This window comes from Rugamonas aquatica (assembly GCF_009380215.1).
Classification (GTDB): Bacteria; Pseudomonadota; Gammaproteobacteria; order Burkholderiales; family Burkholderiaceae_D; genus Rugamonas; species Rugamonas aquatica_B.
The window spans coordinates 38,264-52,698 of sequence record NZ_WHUG01000021.1 but is presented as its reverse complement, the minus strand read 5'-3'; the positions used below and the strand labels follow the sequence as shown (position 1 = coordinate 52,698).

At 65.7% G+C, this 14,435-nt stretch carries 13 protein-coding genes; 6 read left to right on the top strand and 7 right to left on the bottom strand.

Features of this window, described 5'->3' with window-relative positions; genetic code table 11:
• The first annotated feature begins 1 nt into the window (after position 1).
• Together GEV02_RS30545 and GEV02_RS30540 are read left to right on the top strand one after the other, a co-directional pair.
• Entirely contained in the window at positions 2–298 is a 297-nt protein-coding gene (locus GEV02_RS30545; protein ID WP_152841575.1) for a winged helix-turn-helix domain-containing protein, read from the top strand.
• A 39-nt stretch (positions 299–337) separates the two neighbouring features.
• The gene (locus GEV02_RS30540; protein WP_235923083.1) at positions 338–1,330 is read left to right on the top strand and encodes an alpha/beta hydrolase family protein; all 993 of its coding nucleotides are present in this window, start codon (positions 338–340) and stop codon (positions 1,328–1,330) included.
• Between the two features lie 20 nt (positions 1,331–1,350).
• On the opposite strand, the gene GEV02_RS30535 is transcribed toward GEV02_RS30540, so the two are convergent.
• The gene (locus GEV02_RS30535; RefSeq protein WP_152841574.1) at positions 1,351–3,459 is read right to left on the bottom strand and encodes a hypothetical protein; all 2,109 of its coding nucleotides are present in this window, start codon (positions 3,457–3,459) and stop codon (positions 1,351–1,353) included.
• An 85-nt stretch (positions 3,460–3,544) separates the two neighbouring features.
• Positions 3,545–5,155: a sensor domain-containing diguanylate cyclase gene (locus tag GEV02_RS30530; protein WP_152841573.1), complete on the bottom strand. Its 1,611-nt coding sequence runs from the start codon at positions 5,153–5,155 to the stop codon at positions 3,545–3,547.
• 140 nt (positions 5,156–5,295) lie between these two features.
• On the opposite strand from GEV02_RS30530, the gene GEV02_RS30525 reads away from it, so the two are divergent.
• Positions 5,296–6,450: a GGDEF domain-containing protein gene (locus GEV02_RS30525; protein ID WP_152841572.1), complete on the top strand. Its 1,155-nt coding sequence runs from the start codon at positions 5,296–5,298 to the stop codon at positions 6,448–6,450.
• Between the two features lie 30 nt (positions 6,451–6,480).
• Here GEV02_RS30525 and GEV02_RS30520 read toward each other — a convergent pair whose 3' ends face one another.
• The 4 genes from GEV02_RS30520 to GEV02_RS30505 form a co-directional block, all read right to left on the bottom strand.
• Complete coding sequence (locus GEV02_RS30520; RefSeq protein WP_152841571.1) at positions 6,481–7,428, bottom strand: alpha/beta fold hydrolase; 948 nt, start codon at positions 7,426–7,428, stop codon at positions 6,481–6,483.
• Between the two features lie 121 nt (positions 7,429–7,549).
• The gene (locus GEV02_RS30515; protein WP_152841570.1) at positions 7,550–8,377 is read right to left on the bottom strand and encodes a LytR/AlgR family response regulator transcription factor; all 828 of its coding nucleotides are present in this window, start codon (positions 8,375–8,377) and stop codon (positions 7,550–7,552) included.
• Entirely contained in the window at positions 8,319–9,461 is a 1,143-nt protein-coding gene (locus GEV02_RS30510; RefSeq protein ID WP_152841569.1) for a sensor histidine kinase, read from the bottom strand. The genes GEV02_RS30515 and GEV02_RS30510 overlap by 59 nt, the downstream gene beginning before the upstream one ends.
• A complete protein-coding gene (locus tag GEV02_RS30505; protein ID WP_152841568.1) occupies positions 9,451–10,545 on the bottom strand; it encodes a histidine kinase in 1,095 nt (364 codons plus the stop codon). Before GEV02_RS30505 ends, GEV02_RS30510 begins: the two co-directional genes overlap by 11 nt.
• 225 nt (positions 10,546–10,770) lie before the next feature.
• On the opposite strand from GEV02_RS30505, the gene GEV02_RS30500 reads away from it, so the two are divergent.
• Entirely contained in the window at positions 10,771–11,328 is a 558-nt protein-coding gene (locus tag GEV02_RS30500; protein ID WP_152841567.1) for a PEP-CTERM sorting domain-containing protein, read from the top strand.
• 37 nt (positions 11,329–11,365) lie between these two features.
• Here GEV02_RS30500 and GEV02_RS30495 read toward each other — a convergent pair whose 3' ends face one another.
• Positions 11,366–12,448: a serine hydrolase domain-containing protein gene (locus tag GEV02_RS30495; RefSeq protein WP_152841566.1), complete on the bottom strand. Its 1,083-nt coding sequence runs from the start codon at positions 12,446–12,448 to the stop codon at positions 11,366–11,368.
• A gap of 130 nt (positions 12,449–12,578) precedes the next feature.
• On the opposite strand from GEV02_RS30495, the gene GEV02_RS30490 reads away from it, so the two are divergent.
• Both GEV02_RS30490 and GEV02_RS30485 read left to right on the top strand, forming a co-directional pair.
• Positions 12,579–13,187: a TetR/AcrR family transcriptional regulator gene (locus GEV02_RS30490; RefSeq protein WP_152841565.1), complete on the top strand. Its 609-nt coding sequence runs from the start codon at positions 12,579–12,581 to the stop codon at positions 13,185–13,187.
• An 81-nt stretch (positions 13,188–13,268) separates the two neighbouring features.
• Positions 13,269–14,426, top strand: coding sequence for an iron-containing alcohol dehydrogenase (locus GEV02_RS30485; RefSeq protein WP_152841564.1), 1,158 nt, complete (start codon positions 13,269–13,271; stop codon positions 14,424–14,426).
• The last annotated feature ends 9 nt before the right edge of the window (positions 14,427–14,435 follow it).

The window sequence follows — 14,435 nt, the reverse complement described above, 5'->3', positions numbered from 1 at the left end:
CATGGCCGAATTCAACGACATCATCCACCAACCCGTGCGGTTAAAAATCATGGCGACGCTTAAAGCCCTGCCGCGCGGAGAGCAACTTGAATTCGTGCGCTTGCGCGCGATCGTGGAGGCCACCGAAGGCAACCTCGGCGCGCACATCGGCACCCTGGAAAAGGCCGGCTACGTCGTGGTCGAGAAAGACTTCATCGGAAAAAAACCGCGCACGCGCATCGCCATTTCCGCCAGCGGCAGAACCGCATTTGACCGGCATGTCGCCTATCTGCACGGCATTCTGGGCATAGCGGGATGAGGCCATATTTTTAACTGCTACCTTCCTCCGGAACCATCTATGAAAAGCTTGAAACTAACTGTGCTCTCCGCTATGGCCACGCTGGCCATAGCGCTTTCGGGCGCATGTGTGCATGCTGCCGGATTCCAGCACGGATTTGCCGTCGATCCCAACGGCAAACCGCTGGAGATCGGCATCTGGTATCCGAGCCAGGCGGCACCAAAGTCCGTGGCCATGGGAGCGACAACGATGTCGGTGGCGTTCAACGGCGCCGTAGAGGGACGCGCATTGCCGCTGGTGGTGATGTCGCACGGCACCGGAGGCTCATACCTGGAACACTACGATACCGCCATCGCCTTGGCTGACGCGGGCTATGTCGTCGCGGCCGTCAGCCACACGGGCGACAACTACGCCGACCAGAGCCGCAGCATCTACATCATGGATCGCCCCAAGCAAATGAGCCGTGTGATAGACCATATGCTGTCAAGCTGGGACGGCCGCGCCGCCATCGATGCAACACGCATCGGGATGTTCGGATTTTCTGCCGGCGGCTTTACTACACTGGCAAGCATCGGCGGGCGTGCAGATTTCTCCAAGGTGGGCCCGATGTGCCGCGAACATCCGGAGGATTTTGCTTGCCAGTTGAAAGCCAAGACCGCACAGGCTGATATCGCGCTGCCCGATACCAGCCTCGCGCAAGATCGTCGCATCAAGGCGGCGGTTGTGGCGGCTCCGGCGCTGGGGTTCACGCTCTCGCCGGATGGGCTGAAAGACGTCAAGATACCGGTGCAGCTCTGGCGCGCCGAGGACGACGTCCTGCTGCCGCATCCTCGTTACGCCGAAGCAGTTCGTCAGGCTCTCCCGGAAGTACCGGACTACCACGTGGTGCGCAAAGCCGGCCATTTCGACTTCCTGCCGCCTTGCAGCGCCGCGCTCGCGAACATAGCCCCCGCCATTTGCAAAAGCGACCCCGGCTTTGACAGAGCGGCGTTTCATCAAACATTCAACACTGCGGTGGTCGATTTTTTCGGCAAAAATTTGAAACGTAACTGAGTCGCCTCCCACGGGGACCGCTAGCTCCATTTGGTGTGGCGGCGGACGAACATTGCCTCATCCAGCATCCTGGCGAAAGGCATGAGACTATCCACGATAGCCTTCCGGTCGGCGTCGTCCAGATGGGCGTCGGAATCGCTCAGCATCTCCAGCAGGGCGCGCAACGCTCCATCCGCAGCCCCGGAGTTCGCACGGACACGCCCATCGCGGACGTATAGGCGAATGTGGGCGATCAAATCGGCGTGATCGGCCAGATCTTCCCGGATCCCCAGTTTCGATTGCGCATAGCCCACATAACCGCGCCCCGCTTTTGCCGCCAGGGCGACGGTTTCATACAGCGCGTCCACTTCGCCGGGACGAATGAAGCACTGCTCGGCCGAGGCTCCGTAGAAAAACGATTGCAACTCCTGCACGCTCTCGACGAGCGATCTGGTGAGTCGTCCCTCCACCAATAACGGCTGCTCACTCAGGTCGCGCATCACAAACACCTCGTCCAGGTATCGCGAGTAGGCCTGCGCCTGGCGCGACTTGAAAAGCCGTGACCAGACCGTCCCGAAACTGCGCTGGACCGCCCAACGCTTCACTTCCGGCAGCAGCGCATCATGGAGCCAGGCGACAGCGAACTCGCAAGACCACCATCCGCGCGGCGAGCAAGCCTGCTCAGGTTGCGGCCCGTCCGGTTGCCATAGCAAGACCACTTCGTCGGAATAGGATAGGCCATCGATTTCGGCCACATAAAAAATGCCGTGATATCCGCTGTCGAATCGCTCCGTCGCGATCCGGTGAAACGGTTTTAACATCTGGGTATCGCCATCAAACATATGCCAGGCGCTATCGCCCTTTGACTCATCATGCTCGACGGCGAATTGGCCGATCGCACGCCAAAGCGACCGCGGCATGGCGGCAAGCGCAACTTTCTTCCCTCCGCGCATCACGAACGGAAAGTGTTGTGCGGACCATCGACGTTCGAGCCCCTGCAAGGCATCGCGCATCGCCACAGTCAGGAGGTCTGCTACTTCGAGCAGGTGGCGCACTCCCGCCTCCTGCAGGGAAAGCCTACAATGCGGCAAATCCAGTACGAACAGCCCGTGTTCATTGGGCACTTCGCCAAGAATGACGTCGCGGCACCGGCTGCGCAGCGGCGCCCCCACCTTGAACAGAAAACGGGTCAACAGCCACGTGTGGTCGACGGTCAGCACCACGCCCTGCATGTCGGGCCGGTTGAACGTAATTGCTGCGGATGCATGCGTGAAACGCTCATCGGGCAAGATTGCGCTGAAGTGGAACCACGGCCCTTTGAAATGCCAGCTGCTGCCAAACTGCGTGACGCTTCGATAAATTCCGTCGATAAACGGCGATGGCCCGGACAACTCGGCGGCTTCATCGCCAGCGCCGACGGCGCGCTCTGGCTTCGCTGCCGGCACTACCTGACTGTCCTCAGACGTATCGTTTTCACCGCGCGCATGCTCATCGCCCATGAGCCGGCGCGCCCACTGCGCCACCTGTTCGCGAGGATCGAAGAATGACTTGGCGACCAGTTCATAAAAGGCCACCCGTTCCATCCACAGGTTGGCAAACGTCTCCACGCTATGGAACGGGAAAAACTTCGTCAGGATGTCCGGATAGCGCTGTGCCTGGAGGGTCAGATTGTGGGCGGTCCACAGCTCACCTTCAATTCCCGCCCGCTTGAGCCGCTGCACTTCCTCCACCCAGCGTTTCGACAGGGCCGATCCGACATCTCTCTGCGCGAGGATGAGCGTGAAACGGTCAGCCGCCCCGGCCCATTCACCTGCGAGGAAGGCGTCGATGGCATGCGTCAACGCGGTCGGCGTGAATTTCTTCCACGCCTTGCACTCAAATACTCGCAGTCGACCAGCGTCGCTGGGGTCGAATGCCAGCAGATCGATGCCCTCCTGCTCCGTGCCTGGCCCGCCCAGACGCTTGCACCCGACCAGCGCGTGGTCTTTCTTCAGCAGCCACCAGCAAAACTGTTCGAACGTGGTCGCATCCATGCCGCTGAAGTCGAGCAGCGCGCGGCCAAATGGCGGCGCGGCATCGACCGGTGACACCTTCGCGTCGTGCGCGAGGTGCTCGGGCCAGTCCTGTGGAAATGGGTCGTTGGAGTTCATAGAGGGCGTCAGGGAAGGAAAGCGGCAAAGCGCAGGAGGCCCTGAACGTAGCAAAGAGATCGAACCGCGTCAACCGCCCGGCACGTCAACTTTGCGAACAAGCAAACACCGGCGCCGCCCGGCGCTCCCCCTCGTCGCCGGCTGAACACACCCGGTTGCGCCCCTGCGACTTGGCCCGGTACAGCGCCTGGTCGGCAGCCTTGACCAGATCGACCGGCTCGGTCTCGAAGCGCACCGGCGCGAGCGCTTCGACGCCGGCGCTGACCGTCACACGGCAGGTCGTACTGCCGCCATGCGTCAGCTCCAGTAGTTCCACGGCGGCCCGGATATTCTCGGCCACCACGATGGCCCCCGCCACATCCGTCCCCGGCAGCAGCACGACCAGCTCCTCGCCGCCATAGCGCGCCGCCACGTCGCCCGGCCTGCGCTTGCTGTCGGCGACGATCTGGCCGATCGCCTTCAGGCACTCGTCGCCGGCGGCATGGCCGTAGATATCGTTGTACTGCTTGAAGCAGTCAACGTCGAGCATGACCAGCGCCAGCGAACTGCCATTGCGCATGGCCCGGCTGAACTCGTTCTTCAGCGAGACATCGAACTGCCGCCGGTTGGCCAGCCCGGTCAAGCCATCCTGCATGGCCAGGCGCTCCAGCGCCTGATTCAGCGTCTCCAGCGCATTGCGGGCGCGCACCAGTTCGGCTTCGGCCTGCGTCCTCAGTTGAATCTGGCGCACCAGCCGCAGCCCCAGCAGCGCTATCGCCACCACCAGCACCACCGCGCCGCCGCCGTATAAATAAGCGTCGGCGCGCCACGGCGCCAGCACCTCGGCCTTGGACAGCGCGGCCGAGACCACCAGCGGATACTGCTCCAGCCGGCGGTAGCTGTTAATCCGCGTCACGCCGTCCTGGGCCGAGGTGAACGTGACGGTGCCGACCGGCGCCTTCGGCAGGTAGTCGCGGAACAGCGGCAGCCTGGAGATGTCACGGCCCAGCGATTTCTCGCTGAACGGCCGGCGCACCAGCACGATGCCGCTTTCCAGCGCCAGGAAGATGGCGCCCTCGTCGCCGATCTTGAAGCGCTGGAAATGCCTCTGGAAGTAATCCATGTCGATGGTGGCCAGCACCACGCCGGCAAAGGCGCCGTCCGGCCGGTCGAAGCGGCGCGACACCGTCACGACCCAGTCCCCGGTGGATCGGCTGCGCACCGGCGGGCCGATATGCATGCCGCGGTAGGCGTGCTCGCGGTGGTAGGCGAAGTACTCGCGGTCCGAGTTGTTCTGATTGCGCAGCAACACCGGTTGCGCGTTGACCAGCCAGCTGCCGTCGGCGTTGTAGACAAAGATGCCGTGCAGCTGCGGCAGTTCGGCGACGCGGCGCACCAGCAGCTCGTGGATGCGGTCGAGCTCGGGCGCCGACTTGCCATCGTGTTCGAGCCGCTCGACCAGCCCGACCAGCACCGTGTCGGCTTCCTTGATCGTGTCATAGGCATGCTGGGCCACGGCCTCCGCCAGGTTGGCGGAGGCCGCTTCCGATTCGGCGAGTTGGACGGCGCGCGCATGCGCGGTGAGCCAGGCCTGCATGCCGATCAGGGAAGCGCACACCAGCACCACAAACACGATCGCCAGCGACCTCAACGGCGCGCGCGGCGGTTCCGGGGCTGGCGCGCCGGCGACGCGCTCCGATAGATCGCTGGACATCATGGGGTTCACCTCGATGCACCATCAAGCAGGCAAGGCTTCAAGTATGGGCGTTTTCCCGCGTGAAGAAACTATCGAATAGTCACCATGTCCGGGTGTAAGATGGCTCCATACATGGGGCCGGTCGCGCGGGGAGAAACGCAATGATGTCGTATGAAGCCGTTCATACATTCGGAAGCACCACCTACTTCATTTTCATGCTCCTGTTCATCTGGGCGGTCCAGATCCCCAGAACCAACCCCGGCGCCGGCTGGTGGGCGCTCTCCATCGGCTGCGCCCTGCTCGCCCGCCTCAGCCTGTTCTTCGCATCGCCCGCGGATGACCAGCGCCTGCTGCCGGTCTACGTCGCGTTCATCGTGCTGGAGAAGCCCCTGCTGCTGACCGGCCTGGCCCGCTTCCTGAACCTGAACCTCCGGCTCCGCTGGTGCTGGGCCGCCGCGCTGGCCGGCGAGTTGTGGCTGCTGCTGGCACTGGCCGCCGGCTTCGCGCCCTTCCTGCGCGCCAGCGGGTATTGCAGCGTCAACGCCGTACTGCTCGCTTGCACGGGCTGGCTGATCCTGCAACACCGCGCCGGCTTCCCGCGCTGGCCGATGGCAATGGCCGCCGCCGCCAGTCTCGCGCTGGCCGTCCACTGGCTGGCGGCGCCGGCGCTGATCGAACTGTTCCCGATCTGGTCGCGCTACGCCTTCGTGGTCGGCACCGCGCTGGTGCTGACACAATACTTCTCGCTGCTGGCGGCGGTGCTGGCGCTGTTCCAGATGCGGCTGATCGACGCCGAGGCCAAGGCGCTGGAAATGGCGTTCCAGGATCCGCTTACCGGCCTCAATAACAAGCGCTACATGAACACGCTGTTCGACCAGGCGCTGCTGCTGGCCACCCGCCCGCACCACGTGGTCGCCGTGTTCTATATCGACCTCGACAATTTCAAGCCCATCAACGACACCGCCGGCCATGGGGTCGGCGACGAAGTCCTGAAGACGGTCGCCGCCCGCCTCAAGAGCTGCACCCGCAGCACCGACATCTGCGCCCGCGTCGGCGGCGACGAGTTCGTCGTCATCGCCACCCAGCTGGAGCACGACGGCCAGGCCAGCGACGTCGCCGGCAAGCTGCTGGCGCGGCTGACCGAAGGCATACAGGTCGCCGGCCAGGTCTATGCGCTGGGCGCCAGCATCGGCATCGCCCTGTATCCGCAGCACGGGCGCAGCCTCGCCGAGCTGGTCCAGTGCGCCGACAACGCCATGTACCACGTCAAGCGCAACGGCAAGAGCGGCTGCGTGGTCTACGGCGCGGCGCCGTGAGCCCGCCGATGCCGGCGGGCCGAGATCCGCTCAGCGGGCCAGGAAGTCCAGGATCAACTCGCTGACCTGGCGCGGCTGCTCCAGCATCATCCAGTGGCCAGCGCGGTCCAGCCGCTGGTAGCGCCACCGGCCCAGCACTTCGCCGCCCGAGGCCTGCATCTGCTCCTCGGTCAGATAGTGGTCCTGCTCGCTCCAGACACCGGTGACATTGGCGCGCACCTTCGGCAGCGCTTGCGGCGGCGTGCCGTCCGGCGCCGGCATCTGCGGCTTGGAATTGGCGCGGTACCAGTTGAGCGCGGCGGTCAGCGCGCCCGGCCGCGAGAAGTGCGCGATGGCCGCGTCGATATCGCCCTCGTTGCGGGCCAGGCCGCGCAACAGTGCCCAGTCGTTCTTGCGCAGCGTCGCTTCCGCCACGCCTTCGAACTGGAAGAACAAGCCGTACCAGGATTTCTCGCGCTGCTCGATGCTGCTGAACTCAGGCGTCCACGGCGCGCCCACCGACATCACCATCAGGCGCTCCACGCGGTCGGGGAAGAACGCCGCCAGATACCAGGCCACGGCCGCGCCCCAGTCGTGGCCGACCACGCGCGCCTGCGGGATGTTCAGCGCATCGAGCAGGCCGACCACATCGCCCAGCACCTTGTTGATGCTGTAGTCGGCGACATTCGGCAAGATCGGCGCATCGCCGTAACCGCGCAGATCCGGCGCGACCACGCGGTAGCCGGCGCGAACTAATGGGGCCACCTGCTTGCGCCATACGCGGTGCGAGTCAGGAAAGCCGTGCAACAGCAAGACGACAGGCCCTTTGCCGACGTCGAGTACGGGGAAATCGAGATTGTGGACGCGGACGATCTTGACGCTGTTTTCCAGCGACTTCTCGCCCTCCTGCGACAGCGTCTGCGCGGACGCGCTCATCACGACGCAAGCGAAAACCATGCAGGCCATGCGCGCCAGCATGCTGATACCGATCTTGTTCATCCTGGTGATCCTCCTGTGGTAAGCCGTAAGGTCTGCGAAGCTTGCCATGAAGGTAAAACTGCCGGCTATGTCTATGTGATCAATTGGGCAGGATTTGGGATGAACTGGCCGCCGCCCGCGTTCAGGCGAACAGGGTCTGCACCTGCTTGAGGTAACTGGCGCTGACCCGCACCGTGTCGCCCTGCGCCAGGCGCACGGCGGGGGCGCCGTCGCTGTCGCTGCGCAGGCCGACGATGGCGCACTTGCGCACCACGGCGGTCCGGTGCACGCGGACGAAGTCCTGCGCCGGCAACCGGCCGGCGATCGCCGTGATGGTGGTGCGGTGCAGGACCACGCGCCCGGCCAGGTGCAGTTCGACATAGTTGCCGGCCGCGCCTATCCACTCGATCTCGTCCACCGAAACGCGCTCCAGTCCGCTGGCGGTGCGCACCACCAGTTGCTCCAGCAGCGGCGCGGCCTGCGCCGCTTCGTCGGCCGCACGGTCGCGCAGGTAGTCGTGCACGGCGCCGTTCAATTCGGCCTGCTGGTTCAGCTCCAGCATCTGCGCGGCGCGCCTGAGCATGCGGTCGAAGCGCTCGTCGTCGAAGGGCTTGAGCACATAGTCGAGCGCGAAGATGTCGAAGGCGCTCAGCGCATGCTCGTCGTAGGCGGTGGTGAAGACGATCAGCGGCGCCCCCGGCTGCTGGCACAGTTCGCGCGCGAACTCCAGGCCGGACTGGCCCGGCATCTGGATGTCGAGCAGCACCAGGTCGGCCGGCGTGGCCTGCAGCTGGATGCGCGCCTGTTCGCTCGAACGGCACGACGGCAGCAGGCGCCAGTGCGGGCGCCGGGCCAGCAGCCATTCCAGGTTGGCGACCGCCGGCAGCTCGTCGTCGACGATCAGGACCGTCCTAGGCCGCTTGCCGGCCGTCGACGGGGAAACGCAGTTCGATAGTGTAGTGGTGTTCATCGGCGTCTATGTGAAGGTCGGCGCGCTGCCCGTACAGGATGGCGAGGCGTTCGCGCGTCATGGTCAGGCCCAGTCCGTGGCCGGCGCGCGCGCCCGCCAGTACCGGGTTGGTGATGCGCAGGCACACCATGCCGTCGGCACAGGCCAGCGCGATATCGATGCGGCATTCCAGTTGATGCGGTTCGACGCCGTGATGCACGGCGTTTTCCGCCAGCGGCTGGAACAGCAGCGGCGGACAGGCATGGCGGCCCCAGTCGCGCGCTTCGACGCTCCAAGCCACGTGCATGCGGTCGCCGTAGCGCAGGCTTTGCAGCGCGAGATAGGTGCGCAGGAAGTCGAGTTCGTCGGCCACGCTGGCCGGCCTGCCCTGGCCCGCGGCCTGCGCATAGTTCAGCAGCTCGCCCAGCCGTTGCAGGGCGCGGTCGGCCAGCGCGGCATCGGCGGTGCGCACCAGCGCGCTGATGCTGTTGAGCGCGTTGAACAGGAAGTGCGGCTTGAGCTGCCCCTGCAGCAGGCCCAGGCGCAGTTGCAGGTTTTCCGTGTGCGCGTGCTGCGCCGACCATGCCTGCTGGCGGCCGCGCCGCCATGCGCTGTAGGCGGCCTGCGCCAGGAAGGCCAGGCTTACGACGAAGATGTTGTACCACCAGGTCATGTGTCCGAGCTGCGACAGCATGATGGGGAAATCCTGCCACGGGCGGCCGTCGCGCCGCATGGCGATCAGCAGGTCGGCGCCGGTGAGCAGTGGCAGGAAAACCGTCATTGATACAAAAAATGCCAGCAGCAACCGGGATGGCCGCAGCATGGCTTCCTGCTGGCGGTGGAACACCAGCGCCAGCACCCAGCTGTTGAGCACCAGCGGAAGGTATTGCAGCGCCAGGCCCGCCATCAGGCGGCCCAGTTCCAGCGTGTGCCCGCCGTGGCCGGCGTCAACGGCCCTGGCCAGCGCTTCCAGCAGCGCCAGCACTTGCCAGCCCAGCAGGATAGCCAGGCATGGCCGCCAGCCGCGCAGCATGCGCGCCGGCGCGCCAGCCTGTGCGGGTGTCGCCAGGGCCGGCGGCATGGCGATGGCGGCGTCAATCGTCATGCCGCGATACCGGATAGAACAAGCGGATATGGACGGTGTCGCCGTCGGCGTGCGAGGCCAGCCTGGCGGCGTCGCCGTACAGCATGGCCAGGCGCTCGGCCAGCGCGGCCAGCGCATCGCCGCCGGCGCTGCGTGCGCGGTGGCCGCCGGTCACATAGCTGACCTCGGCCAGCACCTGCTGCCCGCCGTCCGCCTGCTGCGTGCCGATGCGCACGGTCAGCTGTTGCGGTCGCGTGGACAGCGCCCGCTCCAGCATCGGAAACAGCAGCAGCGGCGGGCAGCGGTAATCGGCCCAGTCGTCATCGCCCAGCTGCCACTGGACTGCCAGGCCGGCGCCGTGGCACAAGCGCTGCAAGTCGACATAGTCGCGCAAGAACTCGATTTCATCGGCGACGCTTTGCCAGTCCGAGCGGCTGGCGCGCAGCGCATAACGCAGCAGGCCGCTGAGGCGGGCCAGCGCCCGGGTAGCCTGTTCGCGCAAGCCCTCGCGGTTCAGCTGGCCGATGCCGGCCAGCGCGCTCGACAGAAAATACGGCTCCAGCTGTCCCTGCAACAGGCGCAAGCGCAACGCCAGATTGCCCTGCCGGGCCAGTTGCCCGGCCAACGCCTGCGCCTGCGCGTGACGCCAGGCGCCGTATGCCAGATGCGCGCCGAACGCCAGCGTCAGCACCAGCGTATCGAACCACCAGCTGAGCGCGCTCTGCTGGCTAAGCAAAGCCGGCAGCGCGGCCAGCGGCCGGCCGCTGAAAAGATTGTTGATCGCGCTGTGCCAGATGCTCAGCAAAGGAAGGAAGGCCAGCAGCACCGCCCCGTAAGCCAGCAGCAGTTGCTGACGCCGGAAACCGGCGCGATGAAAGCCGATGGCCAACACCAGGCTGACCGCGTTCAGCGGCAGATGCACGATCACGAAGCGCAACAGCGTCGCCGCAAACGTTGCCGGGACGGCGGCCTGGCGCGCATCGCCATAGCTGGCCAGCGCGCCCAGCAGCGCCAGCAGATTCCACACCAGCGCCGCCACCGCCCACGGCGGCAGCCATCCGGGCGGGCGGATCTGGCGGAGCTGCATGACGGGGGTGGCAAGCATACTTGGCATCCCCGCAGAATAAGCAAATGTTGCTATTTAGTCCAGCAAATCGTGCGGACCGGCTCCGATCCGCTAGCCGAAATCCACCGCCCATCCCGCTAAATCTGCACAACTGGCGTAAACACAACTTCCATTCAATTATTTCAATTGTTTTGTGCAAGTCGCCGGGGTAGCCTGCCGTTCCAGTCTCGGTATTTCGAATAAAAACCAACTACAAGGGAAACTATGATCTTCGCTAAACGTCTCAGCCTTGCACTCGCTTTTTGCGCCGCCGCCGGCAGCGCCCACGCCGCCCTGGTCGAAGCGCCGGTGGCCAGCAACGCCTACATCAGCTACAACAATCTGGACTGGGCGTGGGCCTTCCCGCTACCCGCCTCCGATGGCCTGGACCTGTCCTACCAATCGCAATTCGGCTGGCGCCTGCCGACGGCTGCGGAACTGCAGAACGCGCCCAAAGCCACCGACTTCATGTTCGCCGGCGCCAACGTGCCGCTGGGCGGCACCGACCCGGCGACCGGCGCCTACTTCGCCGCCGCCAACGCCAACCTGACCGGCGCGGCCGCCTGCGCCACCGCCTACTTCAGCAACTCCTTCAGCCACTGCGACTGGCAGGATGGCGGCGGCCAGCCTTTCGGCCCATGGTTCGGCCAGCCGGGCGCCCACGGTTTTGCCGACCAGCTGGTGGTGCGCAGCGTGCCTGAAGCCGACACCTACGCCATGCTGCTGGCCGGCCTGGGCTTGCTGGGCGTCGTCGCGCGGCGCCGCAAACCGGCACGCGGCTAAACCTCAAGGCCACCTGCGGGTGGCCTTTTTGCCAGCGCTAGCCGCCCGCGCGGGCGCGCTTCAAGCCGGGCAGGAAATAGCCGGCCACGCTGTCCATCATCTGCTCCGGAGAAGCCCCGGACAGATTGGTCAGGATGACGACGGCCAGGTCCTGGTCCGGGTAGACATAAAACGCCGAGCGTGCCCCGCCTATGCCCGCGACCGCCCGATACTCCCCCTGGCCGATGGCCGGCCAGCCCAGCGCCCACCGCCCCGGAGCGCCATCGTTGTATTGCCCGCGCGTCCACAGCCGCGCCAGCCCCGCCTTCGACACCAGCTTGCCGCTTTGCAGCGCGATGATCCAGTGCGCCAGGTCTTCCGCGCTGGAGTTGAGGCCGGCGCCGGTACGCATCTGCTCCGGGAAATCATCGATGATGGGCCGCAACGTCTTGCCGTCCTTGTCCATGCGGTAGGACGGCGCCTTGTGCGGTATCACGTCGCGCGCATCGCCAAAGCCGGTGTGGGGCATGCGGACCGCGTCGAACTGGCGGCGCTGCATGAACTGCGCGAACGGCTGCCCGCTCAGCTGGTCGATGACTTTACCCAGCAGCATATAGTTGGTCTGGTTGTAGCTGAAGCGCTCGCCGGGCTTGAATTCCATCGGCAGGGTTTGCACCAGCCGCCAAGCCGCCTCGACATCGCCGGGAACGACCAGCGCCGAGGTCTCGTCGCTGATGATGTTGGGGATGCCCGAGGTGTGGTCGAGCAACTGCGTGATCGTCACGCCGCGCCACGGCGCCGGCAGGTCGGCCAGGTAGCGCGACACCGGCGCGGCAACCTCCAGCTTGCCCGCGTCCACCAGCTGCATGGCGGCGACGCCGGTGAAGGTCTTGGTCGCGGAGTTGATGGAGAACACGCTGCCATTGCCGACCGGGACCGAGTTCGGCAGCTCCGCCATGCCATAGGATTTCAGCAGCACGACCTTGCCGGCCTGGACCACCGCCAGCTGCAAGCCCGGTATCCGGCGCTGCTGCATCTCGCCCTGCAGATAACGGTCCAGCCCGGCCAGATCGGCCGCAGCGGCGGCCCCTCCCAGTACAGCCACGGCAAACAGTACGACGCTCTTGATGAAACGATGCATGGAGACCAGCCTTTCATGTGGGGTTAGCGAAGGCCAGTGTAAAGCAAGTAGAACAAATGATCTAGAATATTTTTTCTAGTTTTCGCCGGACTCTAGACGACTGGTCTAATTGTGCTATCATGGCGCCACCATGACCACAGAACACCACAACGTCCGCCAGCACATCCTGGACACGGGCAAGACCATCATCCTCAGCAAAGGCTTTGCCGGCGTGGGCTTGAACGAGATCCTGACGGCGGCCGGCGTGCCCAAGGGCTCCTTCTACCACTACTTCAAATCCAAGGAGCTGTTCGGCGTGGCGCTGCTGGAAGACCATGTCGAGCAATACCTGGCGCAGATCGACCGCCTGCTGAACCAGCACGGCCAGAACGCCGCGCAATCGCTGCTGGACTACTGGGCCAGCTGGGAAGACAGCAGCGCCGGCTACAGCGATTGCAGCTGCCTGGTGGTCAAGCTCGGCAGCGAAGTGGCGGACATGTCGGAAGCCATGCGCAGCGCGCTGCTGGACGGCACCAACCGCATCGTCGCCCGCCTGGCCGACGGCATCGTCCAGGCCGTGGCCGAAGGCTCGCTGCCGCCCACCGCCGACGCCGCCCACACGGCGCTGGCGCTGTACCAGATGTGGCTGGGCGCCGCCATGCTGACCAAGCTGCGGCGCGAGCCCAGCGCGCTGCGCGCCGCGTGGCGGGCCACGGTCGCCATGCTGGGCCTGCCGCCGGATACGCAGCCGCGCCACTGACACCCATCCCAGGCGCGGGCCTGTCGCCCGCGCTTTTTTTACGGCATTAACTAGACGACCAGTCTAATAACAGGAGCTAGCATGAAGAACTTTGAATTTCACAACCCGACCAAGATCGTCTTCGGCGCCGACACCATCGCCCAACTGTCCCGCCTGGTGCCGGACAGCGCCCGCGTACTGATCCTGTACGGCGGCGCCAGCGCGGAAAAGACCGGCACGCTGAACGAAGTCCGCACCGCCCTGGGTGGACGCGTGGTCAGGGAGTTCGGCGGCATCGAACCCAACCCCAGCTACGAAACCCTGATGCGCGCAGTCGAACAAGTGCGCCGCGACGAGATCGACTATCTGCTGGCGGTGGGCGGCGGCTCGGTCATCGACGGCACCAAGTTCGTCGCCGCCGCCGCGCTGTACGACGGCGAACCGTGGGAGATCGCCCAGAGCGGCGGCGCCAAGGTGCGCCGCGCCCTGCCCTTCGGCGCGGTGCTGACGCTGCCGGCCACCGGCTCGGAAATGAACAACGGCGCGGTGGTCACGCACAAGGCCACCCAGTCCAAGCTGCCGTTCCGCAGCCCGCTGCTGTTCCCGCAGTTCTCCGTGCTCGACCCGGCCAAGACCTTCACGCTGCCGGCCAAGCAAGTGGCCAACGGCCTGGTCGACGCCTTCGTCCACACCGTCGAGCAATACCTGACCTACCCGGCGCAGGCGCCGGTGCAGGACCGCTTTGCCGAAGGCTTGCTGCAGACGCTGGTGGAAATCGCCCCGCAGGCGCTGGCCGAGCCGGACGACTACGACACCCGCGCCACGCTGATGTGGAGCGCCACCCTGGCGCTGAACGGCCTGATCGGCGCCGGCGTGCCGCAGGACTGGGCCACCCACATGATCGGCCACGAGCTGACCGCGCTGTACGACATCGACCATGCGCGCACGCTGGCGCTGGTGCTGCCGTCGCTGCTGGAAGTGCAGCGCGAAACCAAGCGCGCCAAGCTGCTGCAGTACGGCGCCCGCGTGTGGGGCATCCGCGACGGCAGCGAAGCGCAGCGCATCGACGCCACCATCGCCCGCACCCGCGCCTTCTTCGAGGGCCTGGGCATCCCGACCCGCTTGTCGGCCTACGACCTGGGCCAGCCGGCGGTGGAGGCGGTGCTGGAGCAGCTGTCCACGCACGGCATGACCAGCCTGGGCGAGCACCGCGACATCGATTTGGCGCGCAGCCGCCGCATCCTGGAAGCGGCGCTGTAAGCCGCTTGC